This is a genomic window from Nocardia thraciensis (genome assembly GCF_054782435.1).
In genome coordinates this window covers 107,848-133,820 of the sequence record NZ_BAAGSM010000007.1, presented here as the reverse complement: position 1 = coordinate 133,820, position 25,973 = coordinate 107,848, and the positions used below count along the sequence as shown (strand labels likewise).

Sequence of the window (25,973 nt, the reverse complement as noted above, 5' to 3'; positions counted from 1 at the left end):
AATGTCGGCACGTTCAATCCTGGTATCATAGGGCTCGTGCGCGCAGTGGTGATCGGGTCCGGAATCGTCGGCCTGTCAACGACATTCGAGCTGTTACGGCGCGGCTGCGAGGTCGTGGTCGTGAGCGCGGACGAGGTGCGGTCGACGACATCGTTTCTCGCCGCGGCGGTGTGGTTCCCGACCGCGGCCGGGCCCGCCGACCGCGTATCCGCCTGGGGCGCCGAGACCTTCACCCATCTGGAACGGCTCGCACGGGACGCGGTGCCGGGCGCTCGGATGTGCAAGTCGCTCACCGTATATCGGGACGAACCGGAGATCCCGGCCTGGGCCGGAGCCGTCGGAGAGTTCCGGCGCGCCCGGGCCGACGAACTCCCGCCGCACTATCGGTCCGGTTTCCGGTTCACCGTCCCCCTGCTCGAGATGCCGATCTTCCTGCCGTGGCTGGAGTCCCAGGTGCGCCGGGGTGGCGCGCGGTGGGTGCGGCGCACCATCCGGAAACTGGACGAACTCGACGATCTGGCACCCGACGTCATCGTCAACTGCGGGGGCCTGCGCGCCGGGCCGCTGGCGGATGACACGACCGTGTACCCGATCCGCGGTCAGATCGTGCGCGTCACCAACCCGGGCCTCTCGATGTCGGTGCGCGACGAGGCGCATCCCCTCGGGCGCGCCTACGTCCACCCCCGCGCCGACGACTGCATCCTCGGCGGCACATTGGAGGTCGGCGCCTGGGATCGCACCCCCGATCCGCAACTGACACAGTCTATCCTGCGCCGCTGCCGCGACCTCGTACCGCAGTTGGCCGACAGCACGGTGCTCGAGACGTTGGTCGGGCTGCGACCGGGCCGCACCGAAGTCCGCCTCGAACTCGTCCGCACCGACTCCGCGCCGGTCCCCGTGATCCACAACTACGGCCACGGCGGCTCCGGCGTCACCATCGGCTACGGCTGCGCGCGCGAGGTGGGCGCTCTCGTCGACACGCTGTGAAATACGCTGTGCCCCCGCCCGATTCGTTCGGGCGGGGGCACAGCGTGCTATTCGATTGTGGGCACTCAGTGCGCCATCACCGGCTCACCCTCGGCCGGAGCCGGGACGGTGTTCGGCATGAGCACCGCGGCCAGCACCGCACCGACCACGAAGATCGCCGTGGCCCACCAGAAACTGGTGGTGTAGCTCTCGATCATCGACTGCGCGGCGTTGACCGGGTTCGGCTCGCGGCCGGTCATGTAACTCGAGGCCGCCGACGAGGCGATCGTGCTGAGTAGCGCGGTGCCGATCGAACCGCCGACCTGCTGGCTGGTGTTGACCATCGCCGAGGCCACACCCGCGTCCTCGTGCTGCACACCGGCGGTCGAGCCCTGGAACGCGGTCGACATCGAACCACCGAGGCCCAGGCCCAGCAGGATCAGCGCGGGCAGGATGTGCGTGGCGTACCCGGTGTCCAGGCCGATCTGCGTCAGCCAGGCCATGCCGACCGCCGCAACCAGGAAGCCACCGGCCACGGTCACCTTCGGTCCGACCTTCGGCAGCAGCAGCGAGGGCACCGTGGTGGACGAGGCGACCATGCCCGCCACCATCGGCAGGAACGCGACGCCGGTCATGATCGGCGAGTAGCCCAGGGTCAACTGCATGTAGTAGGTCAGGAACAGGAAGATCGCGAACATCCCGATGCCCATGACGAACACGGTCATATAGGAGCCGCCGCGGGTGCGGTCCAGGATGATCCGCAGCGGCAGCAACGGATGCGCGACCCGGGTCTCCAGCCATCCGAACACGCCCAGCAGCACCGCGCCACCGATCAGGAACAGCAGCGTGACGCCGTTGGTCCAGCCGTGCGATTCGGCGTGCGAGAAGCCGTACACGATGCCGAACAGGGCGGCGGTCACCACGACGGTGCCGGGAATATCCAGCTTGGGCCGCTGGGTGGTGACGTGCTTGGCCAGCAGCAGCACCGCGCCGATGAGCGCGACCGCGGCGAAGATCAGGTTGACGTACATCACCCAGCGCCACGACGCCCACTCGGTGAGCGCTCCGCCGAGCAGCAGGCCCAGCGCACCGCCGGTACCGGCGACGGCGCCGAAGATGCCGAAGGCCTTGGCCCGCTCCGCGGGCCGAGTGAACGTCACGGTCAGCAGCGACAGCGCGGCCGGCGCCAGCAGCGCACCGAACACGCCCTGCGCGACACGCGCGGCGACCAGCATCTCGAATCCGGTGGCGGCGCCGCCGATCGCGGAGGCCACGGCGAAGCCGACCAATCCGACGATGAAGGTGTTGCGACGTCCGAACAGGTCACTGAGTCGCCCGCCGAGCAGCAGCAGGCTGCCGAAGGCCAGGGCGTATCCGGTGACGACCCACTGCCGGTCGCCATTGGAGAAGCCGAGGTCGGCCTGCGCCGCGGGCAGCGCGATATTCACGACGGTCGCGTCGAGCACGACCATCAGCTGGGCCACGCCGAGTACGGCGAGCACCCACCAGCGCATGGCATGCGAGCCGCGACGGCCCGCGTTCGACGACGAGGTCGCCGCTTCCTTTTCCAGGTCGATCGCGGTAGTCATGGGTCCCCTTGTCCGGTGACTTATGCGGAGGACTCCCCTCCGCTTCCTATGAAAGCTACCACCATAACGGAGAGAATGCCTCCGCTTAATCCCGATACTTGCTACCATGAGGGTGTGAATCGCGCCACCACCATGCCCCCACCTCGGCGTCTGCGTGCCGACGCCGCCCGCAACCAACAGCGGATCGTCGAGGCCGCGCGCGGACTGTTCGCCGAGCGCGGGCTGGAGGTCACCTTGGACGACGTCGCCGAGGCGGCGGGCGTCGGCGTGGGCACCGTGTACCGGCGCTTCTCGAACAAGCAGGAACTGATCCTCGAAGTCTTCGAGCAGACCGTCGCGGCCATGGCCGAGGCCACCGAGCGGGCCAACCGCAACCCCGATCCCTGGGCGGGGGTGGTGGAGTTGTTCGAGTGGTCCTGCCAGCACTTCGCCGACAATCGCGGGTTCAGCGAGGTGATGCTCGAACTCCCCGACGCGATGGAGCGTTTCGCGTCGGTGCGCGACCGGATCAAGCCCTCGGTCTCGCGGCTGGTCCACCGCGCCCATTCCGCCGGGGTGCTGCGGGAGGGCATCGAGGGGTCGGACTTCTTCGCGATCATCAATATGGTCGAGTCGATCGCCACCTTCGCCAAGCCGATCAACGACCAGGTGTGGCGGCGCTACCTGGAGATCGCGCTGGACGGGATCCGGGCCGACGGCGCGCCGCGCATGCCGCTCTCGGTGCCGCCACTGAGCGACGACGAGGTGGACCAGGCCAAGGCCGAAACCTTCGCCTGCCGCCGCCGGTAATTACCCGGCCGACACGAAAACGCAATCGGTAGCGCACGTCACACTCCATGGCCTAAAGTTGGTCATATGACCAATTCGTGGGTGAACTGGGCCGGGGATCAGCAGTGCGTACCGGCCGAGATCGCCGCGCCCGGTTCCGCCGAGGAGCTGGCCGAGCTACTGGAGCGCGCCGCGGGCCGCGGACAGACCGTACGGGTCGCGGGCGCCGGGCACTCTTTCACCGATGCGGTGCTCACCGACGGCATGCTGCTCACGATGTCGCGGCTCGACCGCATCCTGCAGGTCGACCGCGCCGCCGGGCAGGCGCGCGTGGAGGCGGGCGCCACCCTGAACGAGTTGAGCAACGCACTGCACCCGCTGGGCCTGGCCTTCCCGAACCTGGGCGATATCGACGTGCAGACCATCGCGGGCGCCACCGCGACCGCCACGCACGGCACCGGCGCGGCGCTGCAGAACATCTCGGCCGCACTGCATTCGGTGGAGCTCATGCTCGCCGACGGCAGCCGGGTGGAGCTGAACGAGCAGACCGACCCCGACGGCTGGCGCGCGGCGCGGGTGAATGTGGGCGCGCTCGGCGTGGTCACCGCCGCCACACTGCAATTGGTGCCGTCGTTCGTGCTCGAGGGCATCGAGCGACCGGTACCGGTGGAGGAGGTCCTGGCCGATCTCGACGGCCACATCGACGGCAACGAGCATTTCGAGTTCTACATGTTCGCCCACAGCCCGCTCGCGATGACCAAGCGCAACAACCGGATCGAGGTGCCGGAGCAGCCTCGCGGCAAGGCCGTGGACTGGTTCGCCGACATCCTGGTCTCGAACTACACCTTCGACGCGCTGGCTCGACTCGCCCGTCGTGTCCCGCAGCTGATCCCGTGGCTGCAGCGCGGTGTCGCACACGCGGGCAGTTACCGCCGTCAGGTGGACCGCTCGTATCGAGTGTTCGCCTCCCCCAGACTGCTTCGGTTCACCGAGATGGAATACGCCATCCCGCGCGAACATTCGGCCGACGCCATCCGCGAGATCAAGCAGCTGTCCCAGCGCTTCGACACCCCGATGCCGATCGAGGTGCGCTGGGTAGCGCCCGATGACGCCTTCCTGTCTCCGGCAGGCGGCCGCGACACCTGCTACATCGCCGTGCATCAGTACCGCGGCATGGCGTACGAACCGTATTTCCGTGCGTGCGAGGCGGTTTTCGACACCTACGGCGGCCGCCCGCACTGGGGCAAGCGCCACTTCCAGACCGCCGACACCCTGCGCTCGCGCTACCCCGAGTGGGTGAGGTTCCAGGAGGTCCGCCGCCGGTTGGATCCGAAGGGCCGGTTCACCAACGCCTACGTCGAACGGGTACTCGGCCCCGTCGGCTGATCCTGGCTCTGCTCGCGCAAACGCAATTCCATTGTGACGGGGATGGTTTCGACCTCGAGGGCCTGGCACAGGCGAGGTACGGCGTGGTCGAGGATGCGGGCGCGCAGCGCACCGATATCGGCGTCCGAGTCGGCGACCACCGCGAGGTGCAGTGCGGGCGCGCGGCCCGGGCCGGACAGCCAGGCCGCGGCCGACCGCACGCCGTCATAGGTCTCGAGATCGGCGGCCACCGGCGCCGCGACCGTCACCGATGTCAGCACCGTGCGGTCCGCGGAGTCCGGGGTGCGGGCCCGCCAGCGCACCGGCAGTGGCGTCCGGGTCACCTGCGCGGTGGCCCAGCGCAGGCAGGCCAGCCCGGCGGCACCGGCCGCCAACACGACCACCCACAGCAGCCAGGCGGGCGGCGCGGCGCGCGGGGCGAACACCGGCGAGGCACCATCTACCCAGCTCAGGCGGTCGAAGTGGGCAGCGAGCGCATAACCGCCCAGCACGATCAGCCCGGTCCCGATCTCCGCGAGCAGGACCCGGTTCAGCCGAGCGGGCGGCCGACGCCGAATCACCGGCCGCGCGCCGCGATGGTCAACCCGCTCGCCGCGGACAGGCGCCGCCGCGTTTCGGCGAGCATCGCCGAGAGCCGACGAATCCCGTCCGTCCTCCGCGAGGGCCATCTGCTTCGCGGCCCTCACCGCAAACCCCGATTCCACTGCGCATCGCCACCGATCGGCGAACACCGCGGCCGTCGCGCCCGCTTCGCCGCGTTCACCGCAGGCTCCTCGCGCGGCGCAGCCGGGTCGATACCCGCGGGGCCGGATGCGTGCCTATGCGGGCGACCCGCTCGTCCACCGCCGCACACACGGCCTCGGGGAGATCTGCGGGGTGGGCGTGGCGGGTGCGGGCCGTGATACGAATCGCCCTGCGGTGCAGCCGGACTCGTGCCGACTGCACGCCCTCCACCGACTGCGCCGCCTCGCGCAGGGCGGCGTGCAGGCCGCGGCGGAATACTCCGGCGGAGATCTCGTCGTCGGCGGCCAGGGGCACGACGACCGGGCGTCCGGGCAGCACGCCCAGCGCCAGCAACAGCAGCCCGGCCAGTACACCCGCCACGCCCGCGACGGCCACCCACGATCCCTCCCAGGCGGTTTCTCGCAGCCGGTTGACGATGCTGTCGTAGGAGACGAATTCCTTTGCGCCGGTGAGGCGTTGGACCAGAGACAGCACCACCACCGCGCACACCCCGAGGAGGGACAGCGCCACCGCCGCCGCGGGTACCGCCCGGGACGGCCGCCGCTTCACCGTGCTCTCCCCGGCAGGTCCGCCACGTCGATATCGAACCGCCGCACCGGGACCCCGACCCGTTCGCGCATCCGGCGCAGCACGTGCTCGCGACACACCGTGGTGACCTGCCAGATCGGCATCGGATAGTGAATCGGCAGCCGCAGTGACACCACCGCCGTGCCGCGGGAAAGCTTGACCTGGGCCTGGACCTCGCGGGCGACGCCGGTGATCTCCCGTGCGGCCGCCGTCACCACCGCCCGCACGGCGTCGGCGTCGTCCGCCTCGACGGGCCCGGGCGCCGCGCTGGCGGGCGCGATCGCGGTCATCGTGCTCGTCATGCTCTCCTCCCGATTCGGTGTGGATCGGCTCGCTTCCCCCGGGATAGCGCAACACTAGCTGGTACACAATGCCGAAGGCCGGTGTACGCGCCGGGCCTTTCCGCCGCGTCGACAGCGCCACCGCCTTACCCCTGGTAGTCGCGCATCATTACGGCATCTTCGATTGACATCGACGAACGACGGTGGTCACGATGAGGGACGCGCAACCGTTGACCACATGGTTGCCAGCTGATTCAGGTTGCCGATGAGCCGCCGTATACGGCCCGGCAGCGCTGTACGACACGAGGGACGAGCATGTCCCGATCGCAGTTCGGACGCGAGTGACCTACCGACACGGAGGTTCGCATGTCTGACCGCTCGAGCGGCCGCAAACCCGGCCAGATGGCAAACAGGACCAAGAAGGGCATGAAGGACCAGGCCGAGCGCACGGAGCGCGGCGTGGACCGAATGGCCGACGAAATGAAGCGCGAAATGGACCGGATGGGTTCCGGCATGAAGCGCGGGGCCCGCGCGGCCGAGGACGAAATCGAGGAGTCCGGAGCGAAGAGGAAGGACAAGCTCGCCAGGTAATTCCGCGTCGGCTCGCGGCACCCGCTGCCGCGAGCCGACGCGTGGTCAGGCCCTCGTCACCGCGCCCGCGCGAGCCGCCCGCGGTCCGCCAATCGCCATTCCATTGTCACCGGGATGATGTCGACCTCCAGCGCTGCCCGCAGCCGGGCCACGGCATGGCCGAGAACACGACGGCGCAGCGCGGTCAGGTCGGCGTCCGGCTCGGCGGTCACCACCAGATGCAGTTCGGGCGCTCCGGACGGGCCCGACAACCGGGCCGTCGCCGAGCGCACCTGTGGATAGGACTCGATATCGGTCACCAGCGGTGCGGCGGCGGTACGGGAATCGAGAACCGTGACGCCCGCGACGCCGGGCGCGCCGATCCGCCACGAGGTCCGCCGCGGCAGGCGGGTGGCCTGCGCGGCCAGCCACCGCAACGCGGCCAGGCCGATCAGTACGGCGCCCACCGCGATCGCGACCAGCACCCAGTCGGGCGGCGCCGCGGTGCCGGGCACCAGCGCGGCGTTCGGATCCGCCCAGCGCAACCGGCCGGACCAGGCCGCGATCGCACATCCGCCCGCGACCGCCAGCGCCAGCCCGAGCGCCGCCAGCACCGTCCGATTCAGCCGCGCCGGGCGATTGGCCGTACTCATGGGGTTCCTCCCGTCTTGGCCGGACGCGCGCGGGCGGCGACCTCGCGGCGCACCCCGGGAGCCACCCGGCTCAATCGTTCGTCGACCGCGGCCCGGATCGCGGCGACCGATTCCTCCGGCGCCCGTCCGGTACGCGCTCCGATTCGAATCTTTTTGCGCCCCAGCCGCACCCGCACCGAATCCACCTCGCCGACCGAACCCGCCGCATCCCGTACGGCGGCGCGCAGGCTGCGCCGCGCGATACCCGCGGCGACCTCGTCGCCGGATTCGACCGGCACCACGACCGAGCGGCCCGGCGCCAGTGCCAGCACGAGCAGCAGCACGCCCGCCAGCGCCGCCGCGATACCGGCGCCGAGTACCCAGCCGCTCCCCCAGCGGGTGTCGTGCAGCATGGTCGCCACGTCGTCGTATGGCACCAATTCTCTTGTGCCGCTGAGCTTCTGAATAGCCGAGACGGCGACCACGACACTGCTGGCCAGCACCGACAACGCCACCACGATCGCCGGGGCGACGCGGCGCGGACACCGCCTCATCGCACCCTCCCCGCCACCGCGCCGATCGCCAGGGCCGACACCTCGATATCCACCCGCGACACCGTCAGGTCCGCCAGTTCCCCGGTGCGCCGGATCAGGTGGTCCCGACAGGCGTCGGTCACGCGGGCGACCGGCTGCGGATACTCGACCGGCAGCCGGACCCGCAGCGCGGCGGAGTCACCGGCTACCCGGGCCGTGACCTGGACATCCGGCTCGACCCCGGGCACCTCGCGCGCGGCCCGCGCGGCGATCCGGCGCACCGCGCGCTCGCCCACCACGGTCGTCCCGGGCAGTTCGGTGATCGCGGCCGTCATCGCCCACTCCGATCCTGGACCGACCGAACCAGTCCCGACAGGTCGACGTCGCCGTCGAGCCAGCGGCCGATCAGCAGGCCGAGCCCGCCGAAGACCAGGACGACGAAGAACGCCCCGAATCCGCCGAAGGCGGCGGCGAATCCCAGGGCCAGGCCCGTCATCAGGCAGATCGTGGTCGCGCTCATCTCACTGCACCCGGTCTCGGCTCGGCGGCTGCTGGTCGTCGTCCTCGCCCTCGATGTACACGTCGTTGACGTTGATGTTCACTTCGACGACCTCGAGCCCCGTCATCTGCTCGATCGCGGTGATGACGTTGCGCCGCACCGCGCGTGCCAGATCCGCGATGGCGACGCCGTATTCGACGACGATATCCAGGTCGACCGCGGCCTGCCGCTCGCCGACCTCGACCGAAACCCCCTGTCCCACACTGGCGGACGCACCCGGGATGCGATCGCGCAGCGCGCCGAACGCCCGCGCCGCGCCGCCGCCGAGCTCGTGCACGCCGCGCACCTCGCGGGCGGCCAGCCCCGCGATCTTCTGCACCACGGCGTCGGCGATCGTGGTGGTGCCCTGATCGGTCACCAGTGCGCCGGGGCGACCGCCGCCGTTCCGGTCGGCCTGCGTGGACTCGGTCGCCTCGGTGGGCTGCGCCGACTTCGTGTTCCCTGCCGACTTCTCTGTTGCCGTGCTCATCACAATTCCTCCGATTCCCTTGCGGTACAGCGGATAACGACGCTGTACAGGTTCGACACGGCGCCGGACGAATCGTCACGGCCGCGCGGGGTGATCTAGGTAACTGCCGATTCGCCGAATGCCTCGGCGTCGAGTTCGGTGACGACTATCCGCAGGGACGCCGATGCCCGGTCCGTCTCCGCGAGCACTCCCCGGACCGCGGTGGCGAGCTTGTCCACACGCGGCTGCAGCGGCAGCGCGGTGGCCGCGACGCGAATCTCGACCGCCGAGCCGCCGATGTCGACGGCATACCGACTCCCGCTGAGCGGCAACCATTTCGCGTTCTGCAGTCCGATCGGCGCCGCCGGTCGCAGACCCTCCACCGATTCGATCGCGTCCACAATGGCATCGATCAGATCCTCCTCGGCTCTCACGGCTGCCCCGGTTCGATATCGAGCACGGTCACCACGACCTCGTCGACGGCCACCCCGGTTTGCTCGGCCACCATATGGGCGACCTCGCGCTGCACCGCCTGCCCGACCGCGCCGACCTCGACGCCCGCCGCCATCGTGAGGTCCACGTGGATTCTCAGCCACTGCCCGGCCCGCCGAACGCGCACACCGCCCGCGGGGGCGGGCTCCTGGCCGGTCCACAACTGCCGACCCGAGCGCGCCAGCTGTCCGACCAACCCGAGCACGCCGGGCTCCAGCCTGCGCACCCCGGCGACCGCGGCGGCGGCGCGGGCCGCCACACCGGCGATCACCGCGTCGCCGACCACGATCTCGGTGGCCGGCGCGGCGGCGCTCACCGCTGCTCCTCGTAGATGTCGACGACCGTGATATCCAGGCGACCCAGCAGCAGCCCGATCCGCGCCGAGGCCGCCGTTCGCACTCGATCCCGCACCCGCGGCACCAGTTCCTCGACCCCCCGGCCGCCCAGCCGCACCGCGATCGTCATCTCGACATCGACGATGTGCTCGCCGTCCGGTCCGGGTTCGGTGCTCCGCACCAGGCAGCCGCGGGCCCGCACACCGTCGACGGTGTCGGCGGCGTATCGCAGCACCACCGCGACGGCCTGCTCGCTGACCTCGATCGACCCGGGGTGCGGCGTCGGCAAGGTAAGGGTGCGGCCGCGCCGTCCCTCCGCGCGCACCGCGGACATGATGCGGCCGAACAGGTCCGGCGGCGGCGGATCCGGTTCATCTATGAGTTCGCGGGTCGCCCCGCGCAGCATGAGCAGGCTGTCCCGCGCGGCCGCACAGTGCGCACACGTGCGTTCGTGTTCGTCGGACAGTCCGGCGTCCATCGCGTCCAGCCGCTCCCACACCCGCTCCAGGCCGCGTCCGCAGGGGAGCAGATAGTCGCTCTCGGTGCTCTGGCTCACCGCCATGGCTTCATCACCTCCGCCAGTTGCGCTCGGGCCCGTGCGATCCGTCCGCGGACCGCCGTGGAGTTGGTGCCGACGGTCTCGGCGATCTCGTCATAGGACCGGCCGTGCACCTCTCGCAGCAGCCAGCACGCGCGCTGTTCGGGCGTCAACCGCTGCAGTGCCGCGACGAGAGCGGCCATCTGGCCGTTGACCTGCGCCGCATGCTCCGGATGAAGGTCGGTCCGCGGCGATGCGGTCGTGTCGGGGTCGACGTCGGCGGACAGCTGCCGCGACCTGATCACGTTCAGGCAGCGATTGGTGGTCGTTCGATACAGCCATCCGGCGAACGCCGAATCGTCCTGCAGCTGACCGATTCTGCGCCACGCGGTCAGAAATACCTCCTGGGTGACGTCCTCGGCCTCGGCCCGGTCGGCCAGCATCTTCGCGGCGAGCCGGAACATCGGCCCCTGGTAGCGCAACACCAGCTGCTCATATGCCCGGACATCGCCGTCACGCGCCCGCCCGGCCAGGGTCGCGTCGTCCAGCGCTGCCTCGGGCGCCGTCGCCGTCGTGGTCACACAGCACCTCCTCCGCTGCTCCTACTGTCGACACCAGGGAGCTGGAACCGTCACGGCCGATTATCCGTGATCGTTGTCTCATCGGTTGCTGCGTGACATTACCGAGCGCCGGCGGGTCTCTTCCCCGTGCGCCGAAACGGCGCCGATCCTTTCCACAACGGAGGTTGGCCATGTCCCTGAACGACAAGATCAGCAACACCGCCGACGACCTGAACGGCCGGGCGAAAGAGGCCATCGGCCAGGTCACCGATGATGACAAACTGCGCGATGAGGGCAAGCTCGACCAGATCGAGGCCGGGGCGAAGAAGGCGGCCGAGGATATGAAGAACGCCGTTGGCGATGTCGTGGGCAAGGTGAAGGACAAGTTCGGCAAGTAGTCAGCGGATTCGCCCGCAGTTCGCCATGAACTGCGAACTGCGGGCGAATCCCCCTGCGCTCGCGCGGGCACACCGAGCAGCCCCTGAGCGGCTACCATCACACGCCGCGACAGCTCACCGACGCCGCACCGGTACGACGCCCGCGCTCCCGACGAGCCCCGGCGGTCCCCTCGCGCACGAGCCGCACGATGTGCGCCTGTTGGCCGGATACCCGGACTCGCTGGACGTGGGCGGGAACGAAACCCGCCGCGATCGCCGTGGCCAAGAGTGCGCTGTCCGGGATCAGCAGGACGGCTGTGCCGCCGGGAACGAGCACCCGGCACAGTTCCGACCACAGGAGCGGCGGCTCGTCGACGAGCAGTCCCCGGGGCGCCACCTGCCCGCCCCATGGCGGGTTGCAGAGGATGCGGTCGATATCGCCCCGTGCGATGGGGAGGTCTCCCGCATCGCCTCGGCGAACGTCGATATCGCCGGGAGGCACCTCGACATCGCCGCGTCGAGCCGCAACGGCTGCCGCGGCATTGATCCGCGCCGCCCGCACCGCCGCGGCATCGCGATCGAGCCCGCGAAACGAGGCGTCCGGCCGCAACCCGGCCGCCTCGATCAGCAGGGTGCCCGCACCGCAGCAGGGATCGAGAACCTTGTCGCCGCTTCGGATTTCGGCCAGCTGAGCCATTGCCGCCGCCAGCGGCGGATGCAGCGTGCCGGGGACCGACCGCCGCTTGTAGGTCCGGCGATGCAGCGGCCGGTCGGCGACGCGGAGCAGCAGCCGTGCGCGGGCGCCGTCCAGCGTCAACCGCCAGCCGCTGTACTCCGTCGGCGGGACGCCGTCCCGCCGCGATCGGTAGCCGACTCCCCACCGGCGGGCCAGCGCCCGGCCTACCGCATCCTCCGCGTCGTACCGGGTGAAGTTGCGGCCGCCGAGAAACGACGCCGAGACGTCGACGCCGCCGCCGAGATCCGCACGTCCGCCGCAACGGCGCCGCCACTCCAGCAGCGCCGTCGCGTCGACCATCGCGCACAGGTCATCAAGGGCCGCAACCGAATTCCGAGCCGATCCGATATCCGGGCCGCTGACGGCCTGCAGCAGCACATCGTCAGCGGTGCGCAGCCGCAACACCGCGGGCGCCGGGTGTCGGGGCCGGAAATGCACCTCTCGGTGCCCCATCTCGACCACCGGCCCGACCCCGAGACGCAGAATCTCGGCCGCCACAACGGTTTCCACACCGCGAATACACCGCGCCACCAGGCGGATGTCCATGAATGTCGTTCTCCCACAGCGAAGCCCGGGACGACGCCGCGCCGCCCCGCATCGCCGGACAGGGGAATCCTCGCTGCGCCGGCGGACCTCAGCGCAGGGGGAAGAAGAACATCATGCGGGGTATTTTAGCCGACTATTCGTTCACCAGGCGCAGGGCGGGGCTGCGGTCGCGGCGGCGGTCGACCAGCCAGACCTGCACGGTCTGATCCTCGGCGGGATTGAGCGTCTCGATCTCGACCTCGACCTCTCCCCGCTGCGGATGCGCGATATGTACTGTGCCCGAACGGAAGTCGATGACCCGATGCTCGCGCCAGCGGCAGGCGAACTCCGGGAACCGCTGCAGCCCCTCGACGACCTGCGCGAGCCGGGCCTCCTCGGGCCACCGCGACCGCGCGGTGCGCAGCGCGGAGACCATCATGTCCGCCGCCGTGGGCCAGTCGTGCCAGAGCCGGGCGGCGTCCGGGTGTGCGAAGACGTACGTGGCCAGATTGCCCTCGGACTCGTCCGCGAACAGGCCCAGGGGCCCGGCGAAATCGCGCCAGGCCGCATTTCCGGCGAGGATGTCGAGCCAGCGGCCCAACACGAAAGCGGGAGTCGGGTGCATCGCGTCGAGCACCGCCTGCACGGTTTCGGACACCTGCTCCCGCGCCTGGCCCGCCGACGGACACCCGGTGTCCAGCCCGAGCGCCAGCTTGCCGAAGTGATGCCGCTCGACGGCGTTCAGCCGCAGCGCGTCGGAGAGCGCGCCCAGCACCGCCATGGAGGGATTGGTATCCCGGCCCTGCTCCAGCCGGGCCAGGTAGTCGACGCTCACCCCGGCGAGCGCGGCGACCTCCTCCCGGCGCAGTCCGGGCGTGCGCCGCCGACGACCGGCGGGCAGGCCGACCTCCTCGGGCTGCAGCCGGGCCCGCCGGGCTATGAGAAACTCGCCGAATTCGGAACGCGCCACGTCACCATCCTGTCCGATCCCGGGGTCGTTATCCGCGCCCTGCCAGTGCCAGGATAGCGGCGGTGTGGCTAAACGGACCGCAGTCCGGAAATCTTGTCGGCATGACGACTTCCGAACAGACCACCCTGAAGGCCGGCTCCTGGGAGCTGGACACCAACCACTCCGCGGTCAACTTCACCGTCAAGCACCTGGGCATCTCCAAGGTCCGCGGCCGATTCAACAAGTTCGAGACCGGCTTCGTGGTCGACGCCTCCGGCGCCGCCGCGATCGAGGCGACCGTGTACCTCGATTCCTTCGACACCGGCAATTCCGGACGCGACGAGCACGTCCGCAGCGCCGACCTGCTCGATGTCGAGAAGCGGCCCACCCTGCACTTCAAGGCCGTGGAGCCGATCCAGGTGGCCGAGGACTTCGAGGTCACCGGCGAGGTCACCCTCGGCGGTGTCACCAAGCCGATCACCCTCGACGTGGAGTGGGGCGGCGTCCAGGAATTCCAGGGCGACGGCAAGCGGCACGCCGGATTCAGCGCCACCGGCACGCTCAAGCGCAGCGAGTTCGAGGTCGCGGCCGGGATCCCGGCGGCGATGCTCAGCGACAAGATCGCCATCGAGCTCGACATCCAGCTCATCGAGCCGCAGGACTAGCCGACACCGAGCTACGCTCGCGACAGCAGTGATCACCGGTCCGGACCGAACGTCCGGACCGGATCCGGCGCCGGTACCCGATCCACGAAAGGGAGATCCGATGAGCAGCTCGAACGACTGGAACACCGGGATCATCGAGGAATTCCGCGCCAACCACGGCAGGGTCGGCGGCCCGTTCGAGGGGGCTCCGATGGCCCTGCTGCACCATCGCGGCCGCAAGAGCGGACGAGAATTCGTCACGCCGATGATGTATCTGCCCGCCGAGCGGGATCCGGAGACCGTCTACGTCTTCGCCTCCAAGGCAGGCGCCCCCACCAACCCGGACTGGTACTACAACCTGACCGTATCGGGAAAGGCCGAGGTGGAAATCGGCACCGAGCAGTATCCGGTGACCGTCGCCGAGATAACCGGCGACGAACGCGACCTGATCTACGCCGAACAGGCAAGCCGGTATCCCGGCTTCGCCGAATATGAGGAGAAGACCGCGGGCATCAGGACCATCCCGGTGCTCGCACTGCGCCGGGTCTAGCCCGCGCGACGATAGATCAGGTGTGTCACGCCGGTTCCCTCGATGATCTCGGCCAGGTCGAAGCCGATCGGCGCCGCGTCCCCAAGCCCGGTCAGCATGGGTGTACCGGCGCCGAGAACCACCGGCACGACGTCCATCCGCAGCTCGTCGAGCAGACCGGCGCGCAGCGCCTCGGCCACTGTGCCGCCGGGGCCGACACCGACATCACGATGCCCTGCCACCTCACGGGCCCGCGCGATCGCGTTCTCCACTCCATCCTCGACGAACGTGAACGGCGTCGCAGCTGCCTCCCAGTCGGCCGGCGGTGGACGATGGGTGACGACGAACACCGGCACGCCGCTCGGGTGCCGCCCATTCCAGCCCGCGGTGAGGTCGAACAGGTTGCGGCCGACGACACAGGCCCCGATCCGCTCTTGGAGTTCGCGCAGGTACCGGGCGGTCGCCTCGGAGGTGCGGTAGGTCAGCCGGTCCGGATCGGCCGTGGGGGTGGCGACGGCGCCCGCCGTACACCATGCGAACAGCCGGTCGAACCCGGTCTGGCCAGGCCCGGAGATGTACCCGTCCAGCGAGACCGACGCCTGTGTGAAAACTTTTCCCATAGTGCCCCCGGAGCGTTTCGCGATATTGACAAAGCGAACTCTAGCACATATAAAACCATCAGGTTATAAAACCGGAAGGTTATAGATATGGTTGCAAGTGACACGCTGGACGCGACGTTCGCGGCACTGGCCGACCCCACCCGGCGGGCCATCCTGGCCCGGCTCGCGACCGGTGATGCCACGGTCACCGAGCTGGCCGCGCCATTCGCGATGAGCCAGCCGGCCATCTCCAAACACCTGCGGGTGCTCGAGCGAGCGGGCCTGGTCAGTCGCGGCCGCGAAGCGCAACGCCGGCCGTGCCGGCTGGTGGCCGAACCGCTCAGGACAGCCACGGACTGGCTGGCCGACTACCGCGACTACTGGGAAACGAGCTACCAGCGACTGGATGCCCTGCTGAGCGACCTGCAGGACGGCGAAACATGACATCTCCGCACCCCGGTCTCGGGCTGCGGGTCGTCGCGTCCGGGAGCACCGACCTCGTCCTCACCCGTACCTTCGCCGCTCCCGCGCCGCTGGTCTTCGCCGCGCTCACCCAACCGGAGCTGCTCCGCCGCTGGCACGGCGCCCGCGGCTGGCAGCTCACCGGCTGCGAGGTCGACCTGCGCCCCGGCGGCGCCTGGCGGTTCGTCTCCACCGGCCCGGCTGGCGCCGAGATGGAACTCCATGGACTGTTCCTCGAGGTCGTGCCGCCGGTGCGCCTCGTACAGTCCGAGATCCACCGTGACTGGGCCGACGGTCACGCACTGGTCACCACCGTTCTGGACGAGACAGACGGACGCACCGCCATGACCGTCACCGCGCGCTATTCCTCCTCCGAGATCCGCGACGCGTTAGTGCGCAGCCCGATGGAACTCGGCGCGGGCGAAAGATACGACTGTCTTGCCGCCCTCCTCACCACCACCCTCATCCACGAAAGGCACCGTCCATGACCGACACACCCAGCCCCGCCGACGAGATCTCCGAGGACTCCGGCAACCCGCCCGTGCCGCCCGGCACGCTATTGCTGGAGCTGGTACCGGTGCCGGTCACCGATATCGAACGGGCAAAGGCCTTCTACCAGGACAAGCTCGGGTTCCGCCTCGACGTGGACGTCAACCCGAAGCCCGGTATCCGCATCGTCCAACTCACCCCGCCCGGTTCGGCATGCTCCATCACCCTCGCCGAAGGTCTCCCCACCCTCGACATGCCCCCGGGAACACTGCGCGGTCTGCACCTGGTGGTCGCCGACATCGAGGCGTCCCGCGCCGAACTCGCCGCCCGCGGCGTCGAGATCAGCGAGGTCGAGGACCTCGGCGGAGTGTTCTACGCGTACTTCGCCGACCCCGACGGCAATACCTGGTGCCTACAGCACATGCCCTGGCGTTAGGTTCGGGGACGCTACGGCAGCAGACCCGACCTCCGTGCGCGGACGACGGCCTCGTGGCGGGTGTGCGCGCCCAGCTTCGTCATCGCGCTGCGGAGATAGCTCTTGACTGTTTCCGGGCGCAGCGAAAGACGCTGTGCGGCTTCGGCATTGGTGCAGCCGAGCGCTACGTGGGCGAGGACGTCCAGTTCGCGGGGGGCCAATATCGGTGCGGCGTCGGAGATCTCGGGATCGGACATGAGGCGGGCCAGACGTTCGGACAGGTCCCGCAGCCGACCCCGGGCCGCCGCGTCCGAGACCATCTGCGCGATGCCCCGGACCTCGGCGTGAATATCCCGAAGCTGTTCGGCGACAACGGCATCCACGGGGCTCGTCGGCGCCGACAACGCGGCCTCGTGCAGGCGCAGGCGGCGGTCCACCTCGTCGCGAATGGCCAGCTCGACGGCCAGCCGCCGACCGGCCTGCACCGCCAGATCCGCGGCCCGGTCGCCGATCGGCCCGGCATCGCGGCTCGCGATGTACAGCACCGCGCGCGATTCGCCGCGCACCACGACCGGCACTCCGACGACGGCCCGCAACCCCTCCATCAGCACCGGCGCGTCGTAGTGGTGGGTGATCGTCGAGGCCACGCGGTAGTCGGCGACCGACGTGGGCCGCTTGCTCGCCACCGCGGCGCCCCCGACGCCGGACGACGGCGACACCGCCAGCCCCCGCATGGCGCTGGTGCGGGTTCCGAGGAATTCGCTCAGGATCAACGTCTCCGCGTGGACCTGGCCGCCGAAGACCACCGGCATTCCGGATACGGCCGCCACCTGACGCATCTCGGCGCGCAGCGCATCGGCGTCGCGGGGACGCAGAAGATCCATTTCGGTACCCCTTCCGGGGGTGGCGGGCGGGGGAATGTGACCTGGATCCTAATCGGTGTGAGTTCGCAGATGGGCCGGATCCGACCGGCCGCCTATTCGCACGGGGCGTGGGACACGACGCTGCTCGGCGACACGATCGGCGCCAACCTCGATCGCACGGTCGCCGCGCACGGCGATCGCCTCGCGCTCGTGGACCGCGCCGCCGGGGTGCGGTGGACCTACCGCGAGTTCGCCGTCGAGGTGACCGCGGTCGCGCTCGGGCTGCTCGCCGCCGGGATCGCCAAGGGCGACCGGGTCGGCATCTGGGCGCCCAATCGCGCGGAGTGGACGCTCGTGCAGTACGCGACCGCGAAGATCGGCGCGATCCTGGTGAACATCAATCCCGCCTATCGCGCGTACGAGCTGCGATATGTGCTGGGGCAGGCCGGGATTCGGCTGCTCGTCGCGGCGCGGGAGTTCAAGGGCTCGGACTACGCGGCGATGATCGACGAGGTGCGGCCCGAGTGCCCGGACCTGACCCGCGTGGTGCTGCTCGACGGTGACGAGTGGGCCGCGCTGCTGGACTCCGGCCGCGCGGGCGATCCGGCGGCGGTGACCGCGGCGCAGGCCGCGCTGTCCCCCGATGATCCGATCAACATCCAATACACCTCGGGCACAACGGGATTCCCCAAGGGCGCGACGCTGTCGCACCACAACATCCTGAACAACGGCTACTTCGTCGGCGAACTGTGCGGCTATACCGAGACCGACCTGATCTGTCTGCCGGTGCCCTTCTACCACTGCTTCGGCATGGTGATGGGCAATCTCGCCGCCACCAGCCACGGCGCGGCCATGGTGATCCCGGCGCCCGCCTTCGACCCGCGCGCCACCCTGGAAACCGTCGCCGCCGAGGGCTGTACGTCGTTGTACGGGGTGCCGACCATGTTCATCGCCGAGCTGGCCGAACCGGATTTCGTTTCCCACGACCTATCCACGCTGCGCACCGGGATCATGGCCGGATCGCCGTGTCCGGTCGAGGTGATGAAGCAGGTCATCGAGCGCATGGGCATGCGCGAGGTCTGCATCTGCTACGGCATGACCGAAACCTCGCCGGTGTCCACCCAGACCCGCCGCGACGACACCCTCACCCAGCGCACCGCGACCGTCGGCCGGGTGGGGCCGCATCTGGAGGTGAAGATCGTCGATCCGGTCACCGGACTGACCGTGCCGCGCGGCGAGCCCGGCGAACTGTGCACGCGCGGTTACTCGGTGATGCTGGGCTACTGGGACGAGCCCGAGAAGACGATCGCGGCAATAGATTCCGGCCGGTGGATGCATACCGGCGACCTGGCCACCATGGACGACGACGGTTATCTCGCGATCACCGGGCGGATCAAGGACATGGTGATTCGCGGCGGTGAGAACATCTATCCGCGCGAGATCGAGGAGTTCCTCTACACCCACCCAGACATCCTCGACGCGCAGGTGGTCGGCGTACCCGATCCGAAATACGGCGAGGAGCTGGTGGCGTGGGTCCGGATGCGCGAGGGCGCACCGCCGGTCGACGCCGCGGCGCTGCGGGAGTTCTGCACCGGCAAGCTCGCGCATTTCAAAATCCCCCGCTATGTGCACATCGTCGAGGAGTTCCCGATGACGGTGACCGGCAAGGTCCGCAAGGTCGAGATGCGCGAGGTGTCCGCGCGGCTCTTCGGAGGAGGTTCCGGCCAAGAGCATGCCGGACTGACAGATGGCCGCATGCCGGACTGACAGATGGCCGGATGTCGGATGACAGGAGATTGCGCATGACCTCGAACACCGAGCGATACCGAGCGGCGCGCGACCAGCTCAACACTCTGGCAACGGATTACACGTCCGCCGTACAGCTCTTCACCTGGCCGCAGCTCGAGGGCCGGTTCAACTGGGCTGTCGACTGGTTCGATGTGATCGCCCGCGGCAACGACCGCACCGCCCTGTGGATCGTCGAGGAGGACGGCCGCGAGCAGCGGGTGAGCTTCGCCGAGATGGCCGAGCGATCCGATCGGGTCGCGACCTGGCTCGCCGGACTCGGTGTGCGCCACGGCGATCGGGTGATCGTGATGCTCGGCAACCAGGTGCAGCTGTGGGAGTCGATGCTGGCGATCGCCAAGCTCGGCGCGGTCGTGATGCCGACCACGGCGGCGCTCGGCCCGGCCGACCTGAGCGACCGGATCGCCCGCGGCGCCGTGCGTTTCGTCATCGCCAATGCCGCCGACGCCGCCAAGTTCGAGCAGGTGGCGGGCGACTACACCGGCATCGTCGTGGGTGCGCCGGTGCCCGGTTGGCGAGATTACGCAGAGGCCGATGCGGTGTCGTCCGCGGGCCCGTTCGAGACCGCCACCGATATCACCGACGAACTCCTGGTCTACTTCACCTCCGGCACCACCAGCAGGCCGAAGATGGTGCGGCACAACCAGGTCAGCTATCCGGTCGGCCACCTCAGCACCATGTACTGGATCGGCGTCCGCCCCGGCGACGTGCACCTGGCCATCAGCGCGCCCGGCTGGGCCAAGCACGCGTGGAGCTGTTTCTTCGCACCCTGGATCGCCGAGGCGACCATCTTCGTCTACAACTACGGCCGATTCGACGCCGCCGCCCTGCTCGGCCAGCTGCGCCGGGCCCAGGTGAACACGTTCTGCGCGCCGCCGACGGTGTGGCGCATGCTGATCCAATCCGATCTGGGTACGCGGCCGGACGGCCTGCGCGAGATCCTCGGCGCCGGTGAGCCGCTCAACCCGGATGTCATCGCGCGGGTCGACAAGGCCTGGGGGCTCACCATCCGGGACGGTTTCGGCCAGACCGAGACCACCCTGCAGGTGGGCAACACCCCCGGCCAACCGGTCAAACCCGGTTCGATGGGCCGTGCCGCCCCCGGCGTGCCGGTGGTGCTGGTCGATCCGGTTACCGGCCGACCGGGCGACGAGGGCGAGATCTGCCTGGACCTGAGCGCGGAACCGGTGAATCTCATGACCGGGTATCTGCAAGACCCGGAACGGAATTCGGCGGTCCTGGCGGGTGGCTACTACCACACCGGCGACGTCGCCGCCCGCGACGGCGACGGCTACATCACCTATATCGGGCGTACCGACGACGTATTCAAATCCTCCGACTACAAGGTGTCGCCGTTCGAGCTGGAAAGCGTGCTCATCGAGCATCCGGCCGTGGTGGAGGCCGCGGTCGTGCCGCAACCCGACGACACCCGCCTGGCGGTCCCGAAGGCGTATGTCGCGCTGGCGGCGGGTTGGGAGCCCGGCCCCGAGACCGCCCGCGCCATCCTCGAATACGCCCGCGACCACCTGGCTCCGTACCTGCGGATTCGCCGGATCGAGTTCGCCGAGCTGCCCAAGACCATCTCCGGCAAGATCCGCCGGGTCGAGTTGCGGCAGCGCGAGGAGCAGGCGGCCGGTACCCCGATCGATACCGAGTACCGCTACGAGGACCTGCTACCGCTGGCCTCCGGATAGTGGGTGGACTCACGTTGCGTCATATTCGCTCGTCGCCGGGAAGGCGCGCCGCCGAGTGTGCGGCCGCCACGCCGAGACGAAATTGGCACGTTTGCCCGAGTGTGGCGTGTTCGGCGCTGGTCCACTCCGTGACAGGGCGCAAGACTGGCACCGTGCCCGCCGCGCGGCACCGGTGCCTGTCGTCCACGGATCGCTCCTCCCCTCCCTCGGACGCGATCCGCCCTCCCGGACGGCGTTCGCCGTCCCCGAGGTCTCGGCCCGGCGCATTCGGGCACCGGGCCTTACGCCGAACCGGGACGACGAACCCGGGACGACGGGGACCGCCCGCGCGGTGTCGGTTCGGTGTCTGCCGCGCAAGCCACTGCGCGGCAACACGATCCGTGATCGACCGTATGTGTACCTGCGACCGATTGGAGAACGCCGTGTTGAACACCTTCGAATCCGCGACCGAGTACGTGATCGCAGAGCTCGAAGCCAAGGGCACCGCCACGCGCGAGGACTTCGATGTCGCGGCCATCGTGACGGCCTCGCACGCCATCGCCGAGAGCTGGGACCTGCAGTCGCTCGACCGCGGCACGTTCTGGAATATCGCCGCCAGCAATCTGAAGGTCTGACGTCCTAGACGCGGCGGTCCACTTCGTCGCCGAGGCGGGCATGCGCGACCACCGACCACCGACGCGCCGCCCGCCGCATGGACCCCGCGTCGGAGTAGCCGAGCAGTTCTGCCTGCCGCTCGCGGCTCACCGGCCCCGCCGCCGTCGCGCGGACCAGCCTGGCGCGATCCAGTTCCCGCCGCCAGGTGGTCCCCGCCTCGGCCAGTCGGCGCTGCAGCGTGCGCGGGCTGGTCGCCAGCCGCCGCGACACCCGCTCCAACGAGACCGTGCCCTGTTCGAACGCCTCGGCCAGCGCGGCGGCGACCCGCTCGGGCCACGCCGTCGCCAGCGGCGGGGGCGGGGGCAGCGCCGCGGCCAGCGGTTGCAGCACATCGGCCAGCACGGGATCGGCGGTGGTCAGCGGCAGTTCCATATCGACCGCCCGGAACGTGATGGCGTCCACCGGGGCGTCGAATTCGATGGTCTCGGTACCGAATACCTCGACGAAGGTGCCGCGGTTGCGCGGCGCCCGCTGCCGCAGCGACACCCGGATCGGATGCAGCGGAGCCTCGACGACGTGGCGGGCCCGGGTCAGCACGGCCACCAAGCCCCAGACCTGAGTGAGGTCGCGGCCGCGGCCCTCGCCGTCGATCATGTCGAGGTAGAGCGTGGTCTCCCCGTCGTTCTCGGCCACCAGGTCGAAGCGGTGGTTGGTGGTGACGGCAGTGACGTACGGGCCGCAGGTCGCGAATCCGGCGCCGACGGTGGGCGCGCTGGTGAACAGGTAATCGTAGAGCCGCGTCGCGGTGAGCTGGTACCGGCTCGCGACGCGCAGGGCGATATCGGGGTCATCGAGTAATCGCTCACCGACCTCCCATAATCGGGAGAACGTCGCACTGGGCACATGCACACCCTCACCGGTCAGCGTCCACTCCGGGACGCCGCACTCGCGCAACACCTGGTCGCGGTCGAGCCCCGCCGCGGTGAACTGCGACAGCACGAAGCGGTGCAGCAATGTCTGATCGGTCCCCAACGCCCCTCCTGCCCGACGGCTCCCCTAGCACGCGAATCTTCCGTTCGACGGTACAGTGTCCGATTCGTTCAAGACCGCGCCGCGGACCGCGGCCTAATGTTCGGGACATGACTGTTCGACTGGATGTAATCGGTGTGGTCGTCTCCGATATGGCGGCCGCCCTCGCCTTCTACCGCCGACTCGGCCTGGAGTTCGGCGAGGATTTCGGTGGCCACGTGGAGGCCGAACTTCCCGGCGGGTTCCGGCTGGCGCTCGACTCCGAGGCCAATATCCACTCGTTCCACCCGGATTTCCCCAAGCAACTGAACGGCGAGACCGGGCGGATCGGCCTGGCGTTCCGCTGCGAATCACCGGCGGAGGTGGATTCGATGTTCGACGACCTCGTCGGCGCCGGATATCACGGTGAGCTGAAGCCGTTCGACGCGTTCTGGGGCCAGCGCTACGCCTCGGTGCAGGATCCGGACGGCAACGGCGTCGACCTCTACGCGCCGCTGGACTGACCGGCCACCAACTGCCCCAGCGGCCGCCCGGCCAGCTCGCGGATGTCGCGGGCCAGATGCGCCTGGTCGGCGTATCCGGCTCGGAAGGCGGTGTCCGCGAACGGGATTCCGGCGCGCGCCAGGGCCAACGCCCGCTGCATGCGCAGCACCCGCGCCAGCATCTTGGGCCCGTACCCGAACGCCGACAGCGACAGTCGGTGCAGCCGCCGGGCGCCGAGGCCGAACTCGTCGGCGGTGGCCGCGACCGAGGCGCCCGCGTCGAAACGGTCGACGAGGCGACGCAGCAGCGGGTCGGCGGGCGCGCGGTCGGCGACGATGCGGCGGGCCAACTCGTCCAGGCCGGTCATGGGATCGGGCGCGGACGCCACCGCCGCGGCCAGCGCCCGCACGCGCGGCGCGGACCACAGATCGGCCAGGGCCGGGCGGCTGTCGAGCAGCTCGTGCGCCGGGACGCCCAGCAGCGCCGGTGCGGTGCCCGGGAAGAATCGGATGCCGGACACTTGGGCGCCGAGGGCGGCCGCGGGGATATAGCCGCGCGTATCCGGGCCGGCCACGAACAGCCGCTCCCCGGTCCACAGCACATCCATGCATCCATCCGGCAATACGGGAGCCACGTCGGCGGACCCGATGGTCCGCGACCACACCACGGCGCCATCGACGACCGCCGACGGCCGCTCCCGGTATCCGCGCGGGCCCAGTGACTCCACGCACCCGAGACTAGCGCGCCACGCCGACAGGAAGCCCCGGGCGCGGACCCGGGCACCCGTAGTCTGAACCCGCACCGAGCGGTTCGCGCCGATGCGCCGCCGCCCGTCCACGCTGCCCGTACTGCCGGTCGAGGATGCCGCCGAAGGGAGGATGCCCCGTGCTGGCCGCCTCATGATCGGGCGATTCTCCCGCCCGCGAGGACGGGTGCACGCCCCGCCCAGCGGCGTCATCCGCGATCCCCGCCTGCGCCGCCACCACCGCGGCGACGCCTACCGGCTCACGGCGGTCGGCGGCCTCGCCGCACTGTCGCTGGATGCGCTGTCGAGCGTCGCCTACGGTCCGGAGGCGATCGTCGCCGTACTGGTCACCGCGAGTGCGGACGCGGTCGGCTACACGGTGCCGGTGGCGATCGCGCTGACCGTGCTGCTGCTGGTGCTGGTGACCTCGTATCGGCAGGTCATCGCGGTTTTCCCGGATGGCGGCGGCAGCTACGCGGTGGCGCGGCGCGAGCTGGGTCGGGCCGCGAGCCTGCTGGCGGCGGCCGCGCTGGTGGTCGACTACGTGTTGACGGTGGCGGTCAGCCTCGCGGCGGGCGCGGCCGCGCTGGGCAGTATGTTCCCGCTGATCGCCGAGCACCTGCTGGTGACGGCGCTGCTCGCGCTGGCGGTGCTCACGGCGTTGAACCTGGCCGGTATCGCCGAATCGGCCAAGGCGCTGCTGGGACCGGCCGCGCTGTTTCTCGTGGTCATCGGCGCGATCATCGTGGTCGGACTGCTGCGCGACGAGCCGGTCGCCACGATCGGCGCCTCGCTCATCTTTCACGAACTGCCCGGGGTGATCGGTCCGCTGCTCCTGCTGAAGGCGTTCGCGGCGGGTGGTTCGTCGCTGACCGGCGTGGAGGCCACCGCGAACGGCGTCCCCGAGTTCCGCACGCCCGCGGCGCGACGGGCACAGCACACCGAGATGGCGCTGGGCCTGCTGCTCGGCGCGATGCTGCTGGGGATCGCCGCGGTTGTGGCCACCCATCGGGTGGTGCCGCGCGAGGGGGTCACGCTGCTGGCGCAACTGGCGGCGGCCGCCTTCGGCACCGGGCTGCTGTTCTACGTCGCCAACCTCGCGATCGCGGGTGCGCTGGGACTGGCGGCCAATACCAGTTTCGGCGGATTGCCGGTGCTGCTGAGCCGCCTCGCCCACGACCATCGGATGCCGCATCTGTTCGCGCTGCGCGCCGAGCGTCCGGTGTACCGGTTCGGCGTGGCGACCCTCGGCGTACTGGCGGCCCTGGTGCTGCTGCTCGTCGACGCGCGCGTCGACCGCCTGCTGCCGCTGTACGCCATCGGCGTGTTCATCGGGTTCACGATCAGTCAGGTGGGCCTGGTCCGGCACTGGCGCGACAGCCACGGCCCGTGGTGGCGGGCGAAGCTGTGGCTCAACGGGTTCGGCGCGCTGCTCACCGCGGCGGCGGCCGTGGTGTTCCTGTTCGACCGGTTCGCCGAGGGCGCGTGGCTGCTGCTGTTCCTGGTGCCGGGCCTGATGCTGCTGTTCGACCGCACCGAGCACTACTACCGGCAGGTCGCCGCCGAACTCCGCATGGGAACGAGGATCCCGGCGCCCCGGCGCGATCCGACGAAGCACACGGTGGTCGTGGTGCCGGTGGTGGCGGTCAGCGATCTCACCCGGCGGGCGCTGGACGCCGCGCTCAGCCTGGGCGAGCAGGTGCATCCGATCGCGGTGGACATCGATCCGGAGACCACGCGGCGACTGGTCGAACACTGGGAGGACTGGGACCCGGGCCTCGGGCTGCGCGTGCTGCCGAGCCCACACTGCGGGATGGTCGAACCGATCGTCGAGTACGCCCGCGCCCTCACCTCGACCGAGCGCCAGGTGCTGGTGCTGCTGCCGCGGCTGGAACCGCGGCGCCGCCGCTACCGCATCCTGCACAACCAGCGCGCCCCGATCATCGCCGAGGCGCTCGACCGGCACACCGACGCGATCGCGGCGACGATCACCCTGCATCTCGACTGACCGCGCGCGACGTCGTTAGACTCCCGCGAAGATAAACATCATCTGTTCAGATTGGAGT

The 25,973-nt window shown here is 70.0% G+C and carries 34 protein-coding genes; 15 read left to right on the top strand and 19 right to left on the bottom strand.

All coding sequences use genetic code 11. The features are described from left to right. The first annotated feature begins 36 nt into the window (after positions 1-36). Complete coding sequence (locus ACYVLQ_RS01470; protein WP_460695512.1) at positions 37-987, top strand: FAD-dependent oxidoreductase; 951 nt, start codon at positions 37-39, stop codon at positions 985-987. 65 nt (positions 988-1,052) lie between these two features. Here ACYVLQ_RS01470 and ACYVLQ_RS01465 read toward each other — a convergent pair whose 3' ends face one another. Beyond that, the gene (locus ACYVLQ_RS01465; protein WP_460695511.1) at positions 1,053-2,555 is read right to left on the bottom strand and encodes an MFS transporter; all 1,503 of its coding nucleotides are present in this window, start codon (positions 2,553-2,555) and stop codon (positions 1,053-1,055) included. Between the two features lie 114 nt (positions 2,556-2,669). On the opposite strand from ACYVLQ_RS01465, the gene ACYVLQ_RS01460 reads away from it, so the two are divergent. Continuing rightward, the gene (locus ACYVLQ_RS01460) at positions 2,670-3,344 is read left to right on the top strand and encodes a TetR/AcrR family transcriptional regulator (RefSeq protein ID WP_460695510.1); all 675 of its coding nucleotides are present in this window, start codon (positions 2,670-2,672) and stop codon (positions 3,342-3,344) included. A 66-nt stretch (positions 3,345-3,410) separates the two neighbouring features. Next, positions 3,411-4,709, top strand: coding sequence for a D-arabinono-1,4-lactone oxidase (locus tag ACYVLQ_RS01455; protein WP_460695509.1), 1,299 nt, complete (start codon positions 3,411-3,413; stop codon positions 4,707-4,709). On the opposite strand, the gene ACYVLQ_RS01450 is transcribed toward ACYVLQ_RS01455, so the two are convergent. The 3 genes from ACYVLQ_RS01450 to ACYVLQ_RS01440 all read right to left on the bottom strand — a co-directional run bounded on the left by ACYVLQ_RS01450 (position 4,676) and on the right by ACYVLQ_RS01440 (position 6,322). After that, positions 4,676-5,395: an alkaline shock response membrane anchor protein AmaP gene (locus ACYVLQ_RS01450; protein WP_460695508.1), complete on the bottom strand. Its 720-nt coding sequence runs from the start codon at positions 5,393-5,395 to the stop codon at positions 4,676-4,678. The two genes, ACYVLQ_RS01455 and ACYVLQ_RS01450, sit on opposite strands and share 34 nt — an antisense overlap. A gap of 73 nt (positions 5,396-5,468) precedes the next feature. Then, entirely contained in the window at positions 5,469-6,002 is a 534-nt protein-coding gene (locus ACYVLQ_RS01445; protein WP_460695507.1) for a DUF6286 domain-containing protein, read from the bottom strand. Further along, positions 5,999-6,322, bottom strand: a complete 324-nt coding sequence (locus ACYVLQ_RS01440) for an Asp23/Gls24 family envelope stress response protein (protein WP_460695506.1) — start codon at positions 6,320-6,322, stop codon at positions 5,999-6,001. Before ACYVLQ_RS01440 ends, ACYVLQ_RS01445 begins: the two co-directional genes overlap by 4 nt. Before the next feature lie 345 nt (positions 6,323-6,667). Between ACYVLQ_RS01440 and ACYVLQ_RS01435 the strand changes: the two genes are divergently transcribed. Beyond that, positions 6,668-6,892: a hypothetical protein gene (locus ACYVLQ_RS01435; protein WP_460695505.1), complete on the top strand. Its 225-nt coding sequence runs from the start codon at positions 6,668-6,670 to the stop codon at positions 6,890-6,892. 56 nt (positions 6,893-6,948) lie between these two features. On the opposite strand, the gene ACYVLQ_RS01430 is transcribed toward ACYVLQ_RS01435, so the two are convergent. The 9 genes from ACYVLQ_RS01430 to ACYVLQ_RS01390 all read right to left on the bottom strand — a co-directional run bounded on the left by ACYVLQ_RS01430 (position 6,949) and on the right by ACYVLQ_RS01390 (position 10,989). After that, positions 6,949-7,524 (bottom strand): alkaline shock response membrane anchor protein AmaP, encoded by a 576-nt coding sequence (locus ACYVLQ_RS01430; protein WP_460695504.1) that lies wholly within the window; start codon positions 7,522-7,524, stop codon positions 6,949-6,951. Further along, on the bottom strand, positions 7,521-8,057 hold the full coding sequence (locus ACYVLQ_RS01425; protein WP_460695503.1) for a DUF6286 domain-containing protein: 537 nt from the start codon (positions 8,055-8,057) through the stop codon (positions 7,521-7,523). Before ACYVLQ_RS01425 ends, ACYVLQ_RS01430 begins: the two co-directional genes overlap by 4 nt. After that, the gene (locus tag ACYVLQ_RS01420) at positions 8,054-8,371 is read right to left on the bottom strand and encodes an Asp23/Gls24 family envelope stress response protein (RefSeq protein WP_460695502.1); all 318 of its coding nucleotides are present in this window, start codon (positions 8,369-8,371) and stop codon (positions 8,054-8,056) included. The genes ACYVLQ_RS01425 and ACYVLQ_RS01420 overlap by 4 nt, the downstream gene beginning before the upstream one ends. Continuing rightward, the gene (locus ACYVLQ_RS01415) at positions 8,368-8,556 is read right to left on the bottom strand and encodes a hypothetical protein (protein ID WP_460695501.1); all 189 of its coding nucleotides are present in this window, start codon (positions 8,554-8,556) and stop codon (positions 8,368-8,370) included. Before ACYVLQ_RS01415 ends, ACYVLQ_RS01420 begins: the two co-directional genes overlap by 4 nt. A 1-nt stretch (position 8,557) precedes the next feature. After that, the gene (locus ACYVLQ_RS01410; protein ID WP_460695500.1) at positions 8,558-9,064 is read right to left on the bottom strand and encodes an Asp23/Gls24 family envelope stress response protein; all 507 of its coding nucleotides are present in this window, start codon (positions 9,062-9,064) and stop codon (positions 8,558-8,560) included. Between the two features lie 95 nt (positions 9,065-9,159). Beyond that, positions 9,160-9,477 carry a hypothetical protein gene (locus ACYVLQ_RS01405; protein WP_460695499.1) on the bottom strand — a complete coding sequence of 106 codons (318 nt, stop codon included), beginning with the start codon at positions 9,475-9,477 and terminating at the stop codon, positions 9,160-9,162. Further along, entirely contained in the window at positions 9,474-9,851 is a 378-nt protein-coding gene (locus ACYVLQ_RS01400; RefSeq protein WP_460695498.1) for an Asp23/Gls24 family envelope stress response protein, read from the bottom strand. The genes ACYVLQ_RS01405 and ACYVLQ_RS01400 overlap by 4 nt, the downstream gene beginning before the upstream one ends. Further along, positions 9,848-10,432, bottom strand: coding sequence for an Asp23/Gls24 family envelope stress response protein (locus ACYVLQ_RS01395; protein WP_460695497.1), 585 nt, complete (start codon positions 10,430-10,432; stop codon positions 9,848-9,850). Before ACYVLQ_RS01395 ends, ACYVLQ_RS01400 begins: the two co-directional genes overlap by 4 nt. Continuing rightward, positions 10,423-10,989, bottom strand: coding sequence for an RNA polymerase sigma factor (locus ACYVLQ_RS01390; protein WP_460695496.1), 567 nt, complete (start codon positions 10,987-10,989; stop codon positions 10,423-10,425). The genes ACYVLQ_RS01395 and ACYVLQ_RS01390 overlap by 10 nt, the downstream gene beginning before the upstream one ends. Positions 10,990-11,159: 170 nt before the next feature. Here ACYVLQ_RS01390 and ACYVLQ_RS01385 point away from each other — a divergent pair, with 170 nt between their 5' ends. Further along, a complete protein-coding gene (locus ACYVLQ_RS01385) occupies positions 11,160-11,366 on the top strand; it encodes a CsbD family protein (RefSeq protein ID WP_460695495.1) in 207 nt (68 codons plus the stop codon). A gap of 97 nt (positions 11,367-11,463) precedes the next feature. Here ACYVLQ_RS01385 and ACYVLQ_RS01380 read toward each other — a convergent pair whose 3' ends face one another. Continuing rightward, positions 11,464-12,627 carry a methyltransferase domain-containing protein gene (locus tag ACYVLQ_RS01380; protein ID WP_460695494.1) on the bottom strand — a complete coding sequence of 388 codons (1,164 nt, stop codon included), beginning with the start codon at positions 12,625-12,627 and terminating at the stop codon, positions 11,464-11,466. Between the two features lie 133 nt (positions 12,628-12,760). Next, positions 12,761-13,576 carry a helix-turn-helix domain-containing protein gene (locus tag ACYVLQ_RS01375; protein ID WP_460695493.1) on the bottom strand — a complete coding sequence of 272 codons (816 nt, stop codon included), beginning with the start codon at positions 13,574-13,576 and terminating at the stop codon, positions 12,761-12,763. 101 nt (positions 13,577-13,677) lie between these two features. On the opposite strand from ACYVLQ_RS01375, the gene ACYVLQ_RS01370 reads away from it, so the two are divergent. Continuing rightward, entirely contained in the window at positions 13,678-14,220 is a 543-nt protein-coding gene (locus ACYVLQ_RS01370; protein ID WP_460695492.1) for a YceI family protein, read from the top strand. Between the two features lie 100 nt (positions 14,221-14,320). Further along, the gene (locus ACYVLQ_RS01365; RefSeq protein WP_460695491.1) at positions 14,321-14,749 is read left to right on the top strand and encodes a nitroreductase family deazaflavin-dependent oxidoreductase; all 429 of its coding nucleotides are present in this window, start codon (positions 14,321-14,323) and stop codon (positions 14,747-14,749) included. Here ACYVLQ_RS01365 and ACYVLQ_RS01360 read toward each other — a convergent pair. Beyond that, positions 14,746-15,348 carry a dihydrofolate reductase family protein gene (locus ACYVLQ_RS01360; RefSeq protein WP_460695490.1) on the bottom strand — a complete coding sequence of 201 codons (603 nt, stop codon included), beginning with the start codon at positions 15,346-15,348 and terminating at the stop codon, positions 14,746-14,748. The genes ACYVLQ_RS01365 and ACYVLQ_RS01360 overlap by 4 nt on opposite strands. Positions 15,349-15,435: 87 nt before the next feature. On the opposite strand from ACYVLQ_RS01360, the gene ACYVLQ_RS01355 reads away from it, so the two are divergent. Genes ACYVLQ_RS01355 through ACYVLQ_RS01345 form a run of 3 tightly spaced genes read left to right on the top strand, consistent with a single transcriptional unit; the run spans position 15,436 to position 16,714 of the window. Continuing rightward, a complete protein-coding gene (locus ACYVLQ_RS01355; RefSeq protein ID WP_460695489.1) occupies positions 15,436-15,771 on the top strand; it encodes an ArsR/SmtB family transcription factor in 336 nt (111 codons plus the stop codon). Beyond that, positions 15,768-16,277 carry an SRPBCC family protein gene (locus tag ACYVLQ_RS01350; protein ID WP_460695488.1) on the top strand — a complete coding sequence of 170 codons (510 nt, stop codon included), beginning with the start codon at positions 15,768-15,770 and terminating at the stop codon, positions 16,275-16,277. The genes ACYVLQ_RS01355 and ACYVLQ_RS01350 overlap by 4 nt, the downstream gene beginning before the upstream one ends. Further along, positions 16,274-16,714 (top strand): VOC family protein, encoded by a 441-nt coding sequence (locus ACYVLQ_RS01345; RefSeq protein ID WP_460695487.1) that lies wholly within the window; start codon positions 16,274-16,276, stop codon positions 16,712-16,714. Before ACYVLQ_RS01350 ends, ACYVLQ_RS01345 begins: the two co-directional genes overlap by 4 nt. A gap of 11 nt (positions 16,715-16,725) precedes the next feature. Here ACYVLQ_RS01345 and ACYVLQ_RS01340 read toward each other — a convergent pair whose 3' ends face one another. Then, positions 16,726-17,577 carry a helix-turn-helix transcriptional regulator gene (locus ACYVLQ_RS01340; RefSeq protein WP_460695486.1) on the bottom strand — a complete coding sequence of 284 codons (852 nt, stop codon included), beginning with the start codon at positions 17,575-17,577 and terminating at the stop codon, positions 16,726-16,728. Between the two features lie 69 nt (positions 17,578-17,646). On the opposite strand from ACYVLQ_RS01340, the gene ACYVLQ_RS01335 reads away from it, so the two are divergent. The 3 genes from ACYVLQ_RS01335 to ACYVLQ_RS01325 all read left to right on the top strand — a co-directional run bounded on the left by ACYVLQ_RS01335 (position 17,647) and on the right by ACYVLQ_RS01325 (position 21,670). Next, positions 17,647-19,323: an AMP-binding protein gene (locus tag ACYVLQ_RS01335; RefSeq protein WP_460695603.1), complete on the top strand. Its 1,677-nt coding sequence runs from the start codon at positions 17,647-17,649 to the stop codon at positions 19,321-19,323. A gap of 35 nt (positions 19,324-19,358) precedes the next feature. Beyond that, positions 19,359-21,056, top strand: a complete 1,698-nt coding sequence (locus ACYVLQ_RS01330) for an AMP-binding protein (RefSeq protein WP_460695485.1) — start codon at positions 19,359-19,361, stop codon at positions 21,054-21,056. A gap of 422 nt (positions 21,057-21,478) precedes the next feature. Further along, positions 21,479-21,670, top strand: coding sequence for a hypothetical protein (locus ACYVLQ_RS01325; RefSeq protein WP_460695484.1), 192 nt, complete (start codon positions 21,479-21,481; stop codon positions 21,668-21,670). A gap of 4 nt (positions 21,671-21,674) precedes the next feature. Here ACYVLQ_RS01325 and ACYVLQ_RS01320 read toward each other — a convergent pair whose 3' ends face one another. Next, positions 21,675-22,682, bottom strand: a complete 1,008-nt coding sequence (locus tag ACYVLQ_RS01320) for an AraC family transcriptional regulator (protein WP_460695483.1) — start codon at positions 22,680-22,682, stop codon at positions 21,675-21,677. Between the two features lie 107 nt (positions 22,683-22,789). On the opposite strand from ACYVLQ_RS01320, the gene ACYVLQ_RS01315 reads away from it, so the two are divergent. Then, the gene (locus ACYVLQ_RS01315; protein WP_460695482.1) at positions 22,790-23,182 is read left to right on the top strand and encodes a VOC family protein; all 393 of its coding nucleotides are present in this window, start codon (positions 22,790-22,792) and stop codon (positions 23,180-23,182) included. Here ACYVLQ_RS01315 and ACYVLQ_RS01310 read toward each other — a convergent pair. Then, on the bottom strand, positions 23,164-23,889 hold the full coding sequence (locus ACYVLQ_RS01310; RefSeq protein ID WP_460695481.1) for a helix-turn-helix domain-containing protein: 726 nt from the start codon (positions 23,887-23,889) through the stop codon (positions 23,164-23,166). The two genes, ACYVLQ_RS01315 and ACYVLQ_RS01310, sit on opposite strands and share 19 nt — an antisense overlap. 91 nt (positions 23,890-23,980) lie before the next feature. Here ACYVLQ_RS01310 and ACYVLQ_RS01305 point away from each other — a divergent pair, with 91 nt between their 5' ends. Further along, entirely contained in the window at positions 23,981-25,915 is a 1,935-nt protein-coding gene (locus ACYVLQ_RS01305; RefSeq protein WP_460695480.1) for an amino acid permease, read from the top strand. Positions 25,916-25,973 lie beyond the last annotated feature (58 nt).